5 protein-coding genes are annotated in these 7,694 nt (G+C 73.3%); 3 read left to right on the plus strand and 2 right to left on the minus strand.

Annotated elements, in window-relative coordinates; genetic code table 11:
• Positions 1-83: 83 nt before the first annotated feature.
• Both E1289_RS35025 and E1289_RS35030 read left to right on the plus strand, forming a co-directional pair.
• A complete protein-coding gene (locus E1289_RS35025; protein WP_131988046.1) occupies positions 84-2,171 on the plus strand; it encodes a RecQ family ATP-dependent DNA helicase in 2,088 nt (695 codons plus the stop codon).
• A gap of 397 nt (positions 2,172-2,568) precedes the next feature.
• The gene (locus E1289_RS35030) at positions 2,569-3,594 is read left to right on the plus strand and encodes a LysR family transcriptional regulator (RefSeq protein WP_243713370.1); all 1,026 of its coding nucleotides are present in this window, start codon (positions 2,569-2,571) and stop codon (positions 3,592-3,594) included.
• A 290-nt stretch (positions 3,595-3,884) separates the two neighbouring features.
• Here the strand turns inward: E1289_RS35030 and E1289_RS35035 are convergent, their stop codons facing one another.
• Positions 3,885-4,808: a sugar kinase gene (locus E1289_RS35035; RefSeq protein WP_131988048.1), complete on the minus strand. Its 924-nt coding sequence runs from the start codon at positions 4,806-4,808 to the stop codon at positions 3,885-3,887.
• A 168-nt stretch (positions 4,809-4,976) separates the two neighbouring features.
• Between E1289_RS35035 and E1289_RS35040 the strand changes: the two genes are divergently transcribed.
• Positions 4,977-7,430 carry a GNAT family N-acetyltransferase gene (locus E1289_RS35040; RefSeq protein WP_131988050.1) on the plus strand — a complete coding sequence of 818 codons (2,454 nt, stop codon included), beginning with the start codon at positions 4,977-4,979 and terminating at the stop codon, positions 7,428-7,430.
• 52 nt (positions 7,431-7,482) lie between these two features.
• Here the strand turns inward: E1289_RS35040 and E1289_RS39250 are convergent.
• Positions 7,483-7,694: hypothetical protein (locus E1289_RS39250; protein ID WP_207929351.1), on the minus strand; the 212-nt coding region annotated here is incomplete at its 5' end.

Raw genomic sequence — 7,694 nt, forward strand, 5'->3', positions numbered from 1 at the left:
GGACGCCCCGGTACCCCCGCCCCGGTTTTCCACAGAACGCGATTCTGGTGCGACCGCTTCCGGGCCGCTGGTACCAAGGACGCATGAGCACTCCAGACGGACTCCGGGACGAGGCCGAGCGCTGCCTGCGCGCCCTCGCGGGCGACCACGCGCGGCTTCGCGACGACCAGTGGACGGCGATCAGCGCCCTCGTCGTCGAGCGGCGCCGGGCCCTGGTCGTCCAGCGCACGGGCTGGGGCAAGTCCGCCGTGTACTTCGTGGCCACCCGGCTGCTCCGCGAGCGCGGCGCGGGCCCGACCGTGATCGTCTCGCCGCTGCTGGCGCTGATGCGCAACCAGATCGAGGCCGCGGTCCGCGCCGGGATCAACGCCCGCACGATCAACTCGTCCAACACGGGCGACTGGGAGCAGGTCTTCGCCGAGGTGGAGGCCGGCGCGGTCGACGTCCTGCTCGTCAGCCCCGAACGGCTCAACAACCCCGACTTCCGCGACCTCGTCCTGCCGAAGCTCGCCGCCGGGGCAGGGCTGGTCGTCGTCGACGAGGCGCACTGCATCTCCGACTGGGGGCACGATTTCCGTCCCGACTACCGCCGGCTGCGCACCCTGCTGGCCGAGCTGCCGCCCGGCATCCCGGTGCTCGCCACCACCGCGACCGCCAACGCCCGCGTCACCCGGGACGTCGCCGAGCAGCTCGCCGGCGACGACGCCCTCGTCCTGCGCGGAGCGCTCGAACGCGACTCGCTGCACCTCGCCGTCGTCACCCTGCCCACCGCGGAGCAGCGCATCGCCTGGCTGGGCGAGCACCTCGCCGATCTCCCCGGCTCGGGGATCATCTACACGCTCACCGTCGCCGCCGCCCACGAGATCACCGGCTACCTGCGCGACCGCGGCCACGAGGTGGCCGCCTACTCCGGGCAGACCGAGCAGGCGGAGCGGCTCCAGGCCGAGCAGGACCTGCAGGACAACAAGCTCAAGGCCCTCGTCGCCACCAGCGCCCTCGGCATGGGCTACGACAAGCCCGACCTCGGGTTCATCGTCCACGTGGGCGCCCCGCAGTCCCCGGTCGCCTACTACCAGCAGATCGGGCGCGCCGGCCGCGGCGTCGACCGCGCCGAGGTGATCCTCCTGCCCGGCCGGGAGGACCGCGACATCTGGGCCTACTTCGCCAGCCTCGCGTTCCCGCCCGAACCCGTCGTCCGCGACACCCTCAACGTCCTGGAGGCCGCCGGGCGCCCCCTGTCCACCGGCGCCCTCGAACCGCAGGTCGACCTCAACCGGGCCCGCCTGGAGATGATGCTCAAGGTCCTCGACGTGGACGGCGCGGTCCGCCGCGTCAAGGGCGGCTGGACGTCCACGGGTGCGCCCTGGGCCTACGACCGCGAACGCTACGAGCGGGTCACCGCCGCACGCCGCCGCGAGCAGCGGGCCATGCTCGACTACATCTCCACGTCCGCCTGCCGGGAGGAGTACCTCCGCCGCCAGCTGGACGATCCCGCCGCCGCCCCCTGCGGCCGCTGCGACAACTGCACGGGCCGCCACTGGCCGGCCGACGTCACCCGCGAAGGCGCCACCCAGGCCCGCGACCGCCTCCACCGCCCCGGCGTGGACGTGCCGCCCCGCCGCATGTGGCCCACCGGCGTCAAGGACGACCTGGGCGTCTCCGGCCGCATCGAACTCCAGGCCGAAACCGGCCGCGCCCTGGGACGCCTCACCGACATCGGCTGGGGCAACCGCCTCCGCGACCTGTTCGCCGGGGGCGACACCGACGTCCCCGACGACCTGGTGAACGCCGTCGTCAAGGTGCTCTCCGCCTGGGACTGGCCCGCCCGCCCGACCGGCGTCGTCACCATCGGGTCCCGCTCCCGCCCGCGCCTGGTCGGCACGTTCGGCCACCGGATCGCCGAGATCGGCCGCCTGCCCCACCTGGGCGAACTGACCCCGCTCGGCGACCCGGTCCCGCGCCGCCACAACAGCGCCCAGCGCCTCCGCTCCGTCTGGCACTCCCTGGCCGTCCCCGCCGACCTGGCCGGGGCCCTCGCCGAGACGCCGGGCCCCGTCCTCCTCGTGGACGACCGCATCGAAACCGGCTGGACGATGACCGTGGCCACCCGTCTCCTCAGGGAATCCGGCGCCGGCCCGATCCTCCCCCTGGTCCTCGCCACCCCCAACTGACCCGCGCCGGCACCGGCGGCGGCACCCGCCCGCGCGCCCCCGTGGGCGCGGGCGGGACGATCGGGCCGGTCCGTGCGCGCGGCCCCGCGCACGGACCGGCGTCCGGCCCCGGCGCCGCGGCGGAGAAGGGCCGCGGCGAACGGGAGTCGCGGGCGGCGGCCCCGGCGGCCGGCACCGCCGGGGCGCGCCCGGGAGCGCCGCCGTCCTGGATGGGACGGATGACGGCGGCGGGGAGTGGCATGCCCAGGGAAAGTGTTCTAGAGGTTAGAAAACCCTGTCCAGTTGATTGCAAGAACATCTTAAGATAAGTTCAGCGGGAAATGTCATCATTTCCCGCCCAGATGGCCAATCGGCCATTTCGGCGGGGACGACGGAACAGGTAGTAATGTCGCTGCCCGTGTCACCGACCTACGACGCGCTCCTCGAATGCCCGTCCGGACTCCTGGACATGACGTTCGACCAGTTGCGGACGCTCCTGGTCGTGCACGAGACGGGGTCCGCGCTGCGGGCCGCCCGCGTCCTCGGCCGCGAGCAGTCCAGCGTCCAGAAGCAGCTGGACACGCTCAACCGCAACAGCCAGACGCTCTGCGGGGAGGTCCTGACCGTCCGGCAGGGGCGCGGGAAGGATTTCCTGTTCACCCCGACCGGCGAGACCACCGTCGAACTGGCGCGGACGACGTTCGAGAAATGGCTGGAGTCCATTCACTGGAGCCGGCGCCGCCTCGGCAGGATGCTCACCGTCGGCACGACCGAGTTCACGCTCCCGATCGTCTCGCGGGCCTGGAACCGCGTGTCGGAGGAGTTCCGGCAGCGCGAGGTCGAGTTCAAGGTCGCCCACGTCCGCACGAAGGACCTGTGGTCGCGGCTGGAGACCCGCCAGGTCGACCTCATCTGCGGCAGCATCGTCAGCACGCCGGAGGGCGATCTGCGCTTCCGGGACTACGAGGTCGTCGAGTACGCCCGGGGGCAGGCGCTGCTGCTCACCAACCTTCCGGTGTCCGAGCTGCCGGACACGCCGGTCGAGACCAGCCGGCTCGCCGGCGTCCCCCTCGTGGTGCCGCCCGCGGGGCTCGTCGCCGACCTGCTCGCCACCTGGTACGGGCCGAACTTCCGCGACCGCCTCACCGTCGTCGCCGACATCGACGACGTGCACTACGGCCTGTCCCTGCTGCGTTCCGGCTTCGTCCGCGGCTGCATGATCGTCACCGGTTCGATCGGCCGCGGCATGGCCGCCCAGGACGACCCGGACACCGTCCCGCTCCGCGCCATCGGGCTGCACGACGACCTGGAGCCGAAGGCGGAGCTCATGACCGGCGCCTTCGTCCGCCGCGCCGACCTCGAACGCTACGACGCTGGCCATCCCCTCAACCGCCTGTGGGCGGCGGTGAGGGAGGACGTCCGCACCTACAGCCCGATCGCCTGACCGTGCCGGGCCGACAATTCATGGAACGCCGGTGACCGCCTGGCCACGGAGCGTGTTACCCGCTGGTATTCGATCTGCGGGGGGGAGGGGGGCTCCGGCATCTCCGCCATGTCACGACGGACACAGCATGAGAGTCGCCGCCGGGCGGGCGGAGACATGGAATGTGGAAGGGATGTGCGCCCGCCGTTCGCCGCAGCGATCCCCGATGAAGCACGAAGCCGCGGACGGGACGTCCCGGACGGGGCGGTACAGGCCGAATCCCCAGCCCGCGCTTCGGGCTGGGGAGCGCGTCAGTTGATCTGGTTGTCGACCACGTCGAGGGTCGGCCGTGCGCCCAGGTGCTTCATGGCCTGGGCGCCGAGCCGGCAGCCGGCGGTCAGCGCGTCGGCGGGCTGCTTGCCGTCCAGCCATGGCGGGAGGAAGCCCGCGACGAAGGCGTCGCCGGCGCCGGTGCCATCGATGATCTTGTCGATGGGTTCGGCGCCGACGGTGACGGGCTCGGGGCGGCCGTTGGTGTACCAGAGCGCGCCGTCCTCGCCGGTCGTGATGACGACCTGCGGGTACCAGGCGGTGAGCACCTTGGCGGCCTGCTCCGGGTTGTCGCGGCCGGTGAGGATCTCGGCCTCCTTGGCGTTGACGACCAGGAGGCGGGCGCCCTGCGTCCACTCGAGGAAGGGCTCGGCGCCCATCCGCTTGAGGGGGGAGGAGGAACCGCCGTCCACCGAGACCGACATCTGTGCTTTGCGGGCGAGGTCCAGGGTGTGGATGGCGGCTTTCCGGGAGCCCTCGTTGATCAGCGCGTAGCCGGAGAGGTGCAGGTGGGTGCCCTGCGTGAAGAGGTCCTTGCAGCGCTCGATGTCCTCGGGGAGGAGCGCGCCGTTGGCGCCGGGGTCGGAGAGCATCGTCCGGTCGCCTTTGTGTGTGACCATCACCACACAGGTGCCGGTGGGGCGCTCCCCGTCCATGACGAGGCGGGCGTCGACGCCGTACCCCATCAGTTCCATGTCCCGGTTACGTCCGGCGATGTCCGACCCGCGGCGGCCGACGAAGGCGACGTCGATCCCCTCCACGGCGAGCCATGCCGCCACGTTGGCGCCTGAGCCGCCCCCGTGGGTCGTCACGGCGGCGGGCGTGTCGCTCCCCTTGGCCAAGGGGTACGCGGCACGCGCCACGGTGTCTGTCATCAGATCGCCGACCACGACCACGCGCGTCATGGAGTCATCACCTCGATCAACACGGCCCGCGCGAGCGGCAATTCAGGGCGTGTGGACGACCGTAACAGCTTCGGGGCCCCGATTAGGTCTCGAACGCGCAGCGAAAGCCGGGAAGGACGGTTTTTCGTGGCGCGGGCGTCCGGGCGCCCGTGCCTTACCCTCGGGTACGTGACCGAGGGTTATCCGGATCATTGGGAGGCCGACGTCGTCCTCAGCGACGGCGGGACGGCCCACCTGCGTCCCATCCGGCCCGGCGACGGCGAGATCCTGCGCGAGTTCCACGGGCGGCTGTCCCCGGAGTCGATCTACTACCGGTTCTTCTCGCCGCGCCCCCACCTGTCGGACCGCGACGTCGAGCACTTCACGACCGTCGACCACGACCGGCGGGCCGCGCTGGTCGCGACGATCGGCGAGGAGATGGTGGCGGTCGTCCGCTACGACCGGCTGGGCGACCGGCCGGAGACGGCCGAGGTCGCCTTCCTCGTGGAGGACGCGCACCAGGGGCGCGGGCTCGGGCCGGTCCTGCTGGAGCACATCGCGGCGGCGGCGCGGGAACGGGGCCTGCGCCGGTTCGTGGCCAGCGTCCTGCCCGAGAACCGGCGGATGACGCGGGTGTTCCGGGAGGCCGGGTACCGGGCGGAGCAGCGGTTCGAGGAGGGCGTGATCGAGCTCGTCCTGGACCTGGAGCCGACCGAGACGTCGCTGGAGGTCATGACGGCCCGCGAGCACCGGGCCGAGTCGCGGTCGATCCAGCGGCTGCTGTTCCCGCGGTCGGTCGCGGTGATCGGCGCGAGCCGGGCCGAGCACAGCGTCGGCCAGACCGTGCTGCGCAACCTGCTGGCCGGCGACTTCACCGGTCCCGTGTACCCCGTGCACCCGACGGCGGTGGCCGTCGCGGGGGTGCGGGCCTACGCGTCCGTTCTGGAGATCCCGGACGATGTGGACCTCGCGGTCGTCGCCGTCCGGGCCGACGCCGTCCACGAGGTCGTGCAGCAGTGCGCGAGCAAGGGCGTGCGGGGCCTGATCGTCGTGTCGTCCGGCTTCGGGGAGATCGGCGAGGAGGGACGCGCCAGGCAGGAGGAGCTGGTCCGGCTGGCGAGGGCCTACGGCATGCGCGTCGTCGGGCCCAACTGCCTCGGCATCGCCAACACCGACCCGGACGTGCGGCTCAACGCGACCCTGGCGCCGACGATGCCGGGACGGGGGCCGGTGGGCTTCTTCTCCCAGTCCGGTGCGCTCGGCATCGCCATCCTGCAGCGGACGGCGGAACGCGGCCTCGGCCTGTCCACGTTCGTGTCCGCCGGGAACCGGGGGGACGTCTCCGGCAACGACCTCCTGCAGTACTGGGAGGAGGACCCGGCGACCAAGGCCGTCCTGCTGTACCTGGAGTCGCTGGGCAACCCCCGCAAGTTCGCGCGGCTGGCGCGCAGGCTCGGCCGGCGCAAGCCGATCGTGGCCGTCAAGAGCGGACGCAGCACGCAGGGCGTCCCGATCGGGCACGCGGCGCGCGCGCTGACCCTGCCCGACCACGCGGTCAGCGCGCTGTTCGAGCAGGCGGGCGTGATCCGCGTGGAGGACCTCTCGGAGCTGTTCGACGTGGCGCAGCTGCTGGCCTACCAGCCGCTCCCGGCCGGCGACCGCGTCGCGATCATCGACAACTCGAACTCGCTGGGGCTGCTGGCGCAGGACGAGGCGGTCGCGCTCGGGCTCGACGTCCGGCCCCGGATCGACCTCGGCCCGCGGGCGGACGCCGACGACTACGAGGCGGCCCTCGCCGCGGCGCTCGACGACGACGGCGTCGACGCGGTGGTGGCGCTGTTCACGCCCCCGACGATCGGCGGGTTCGACGTCCGCGTCCCCGAGAAGATCCTCCGGCTCGCCGCGGAGGCGAGGAAGCCGATCGCCGCGACGTACCTGGGCACCGAGGGCATGCCCGCCGACCTGCGCGTGGCCGGCCCGGACGGGATGGCCGCGGAAGGCTCGGTGCCGTCCTACCCCTCGCCGGAGGACGCCGTCCGGGCGATGGCGTACGTGATCCGCTACGCGCAGTGGCGCAAGCGGCCCGCGGGGACCACGCCGAACTTCGACGACGTGGACCGCCACCGGGCGCGGGGCCTGGTCGCCGACTGGCTCGACGCGGGGGGCGGCGGCCCGGTGGAGGCCACGCCGAAGCAGGCGGCGGAGCTGCTGTCCTGCTACGGCATCGAGGTCGCCGACGGAGGCGACGCGCACGCGGTGCCGACCCGCATCGTGATCAGGGAGGACCCCTCGTTCGGCGCGCTGGTCTCCTTCGGCATCGCCGACGAGACCGCCGCCCTCCTGGACGACCGCGCCCACCGGCTGTCGCCGCTCGCGGACGTGGACGCGGCGGAGATGGTCCGCGCCATCCGGACGGCGCCGCTCCTGCTCGGGCACCGCGGTGCCGAGCCGGTGAACCTGAGGGCACTGGAGGACCTGCTGCTGCGCGCGTCCCGCCTCGGCTACGACCTGCCCGAGGTGGCGCGCCTGGAGCTCGACCCGGTGATGGCGGACGCGACCGGCGTCACCGTGCGCGAGGTGACGCTGACCCTGGACCGGCCGCTCGGGCCGCGTCCCGAACTGCAGCCGCGCCGCCTGACCTGACACGCCCGCACCCGAGCGTCCGTCACCTGGGCGTCCGTCAGCCGGGCGTCCGTCAGCCGGGTGTCGCGGGCGGGCCGGGCGGTCCCGGCGGGCCGGGGCCCGGGGTCGGCGGGACCGGGTCGGGTTCCGGTCCGGGCGGGACCGGGTCCGGATCGGGCGCGGGCGGGCTCGGCTCGGGCGGCGGTCCGGGCGGCGAGGGGTCCGGCGGCGGCCCGGGAGGCACCGGTTCGGGCGACGGGCCCGGCGGGACGGGTCCCGGCGGGC

It is taken from the genome of Actinomadura sp. 6K520 (assembly GCF_004349245.1).
In the GTDB taxonomy this organism is placed as follows: domain Bacteria; phylum Actinomycetota; class Actinomycetes; order Streptosporangiales; family Streptosporangiaceae; genus Spirillospora.